Source organism: Mesorhizobium sp. M2A.F.Ca.ET.067.02.1.1, assembly GCF_004023285.1.
In the GTDB taxonomy this organism is placed as follows: Bacteria; Pseudomonadota; Alphaproteobacteria; order Rhizobiales; family Rhizobiaceae; genus Mesorhizobium.
In genome coordinates this window covers 1-1,303 of sequence record NZ_RZSB01001120.1, presented here as the reverse complement: position 1 = coordinate 1,303, position 1,303 = coordinate 1, and the positions used below count along the sequence as shown (strand labels likewise).

Genomic DNA, 1,303 nt, shown 5'->3' with positions numbered 1-1,303 from the left:
GTTCGTCTCCAGCGCGGTCTTCCAGACGGCCGGCGCTGCAAAGCGCGCGAGCGGGGCGCCAAGCCCATCCAGTCCTTGCAGCCCAAGCGACACCGGCGCGCCGGCGAGGCCGAAAATGAGGGCCACGGCGACAAAGCGCCGGCCGCGGGGCCCGTCCCCAGCCAGCAAGGCGAGAGCGAACGCGCCGCCGACGCCGAGGAAGAGGCCGGCATAGAAAAACAACCTGGCGATCCAGATCGCCGCGCGCAGCGTCCAGTCCACGGCTTCGCCCGCGGTCGGTGCCGCGCTTGGCGCGCCGATGGAAAACAGCGCCGAACCGCCGACCGGATGGCCGTCGACCGACACCACCCGCCAACTCAGAACATGCGTGCCGGATTTAAGCGTTTCGGGATTGTCGATCTCAACCGTCTGGTCGTTGAGACGGAAGGATGTCAAAGCAAGCTGCGAGCCGTCCGGCCGCACAAGAGTGAGCACCAGCGGCGAGACGGGCTCGCTGAAGATCAGCGAAAACTGCGCCGGGCTTTGCTCCAGCAAGGCGCCGTCGGCAGGATCTGTCGCGACCAGCGCAGCATGCGCGAAGGCTCGCCCGGGCATGGCCAACACCGCCATCGCCACGAGCAGTGCCACCAGCCAGGCAATCGGGCCGGTATGCAGGCGCATCGTCGGGGAAGATTGTGCTGCGTTCATGCCGTCTTACAGGAGATGGTGGCGCGCCCCGATGGAGCGCGCCAACAAAGATCATTTCTTCGGCAGTAGTTTGATGCCGGGCGCCGGACTTTCCAAGGCGTCCTCATCCTGGCCCGCCGCCGGGATCTCGATCCAGCGGTCGGTGGCGTCGCCGCATTCCTGCACCACCGGGAAATAGAGCATCTGGCCGGCCGGCAGGTCGGCCGCCAGCGAGGCGCGGAAGACGAATTCGTCATAGAATTCGTCCGGCAAATTGCCGCCGCTCCAGTCCACTTCCTTCACGCCGGTGGTCAGCGTCTCGCCATAGAGCTGGTAGGATTTCTCGTATTTGCCCTTCTTGATCTGCAGCGTCCAGCCGGGCTTGGGCATCGGCTTCACCGCGATGACGCCTTCGGGGATCTGCACGCGCACGGCCGTCGTCGCCTTGCCCTCGCAGCCATGCGGCACGCGCAGGACCGCCTTGTAGGTGGAGCCGACAGCCGCTTCCTGCGTTTCCAGCGTGATATGGGCGAGCGCGGCATTGGTTCCGAGCGCGCAAAGCACGCCCGCCGCCAGAAGATACTTCATCATGAATTGTCCCTCTGATTTCGATTTGGCGGATTATTCGGCGTGGTCC

The 1,303-nt window shown here is 65.4% G+C and carries 2 protein-coding genes; both read right to left on the bottom strand.

The window, feature by feature from the left end; all coding sequences use genetic code 11:
• Positions 1-687: copper resistance protein CopC (locus EOA28_RS35990; RefSeq protein WP_148671116.1), on the bottom strand; the 687-nt coding region annotated here is incomplete at its 3' end.
• A 51-nt stretch (positions 688-738) separates the two neighbouring features.
• A complete protein-coding gene (locus EOA28_RS35985; RefSeq protein ID WP_127250050.1) occupies positions 739-1,257 on the bottom strand; it encodes a YcnI family protein in 519 nt (172 codons plus the stop codon).
• Between the last annotated feature and the right edge of the window lie 46 nt (positions 1,258-1,303).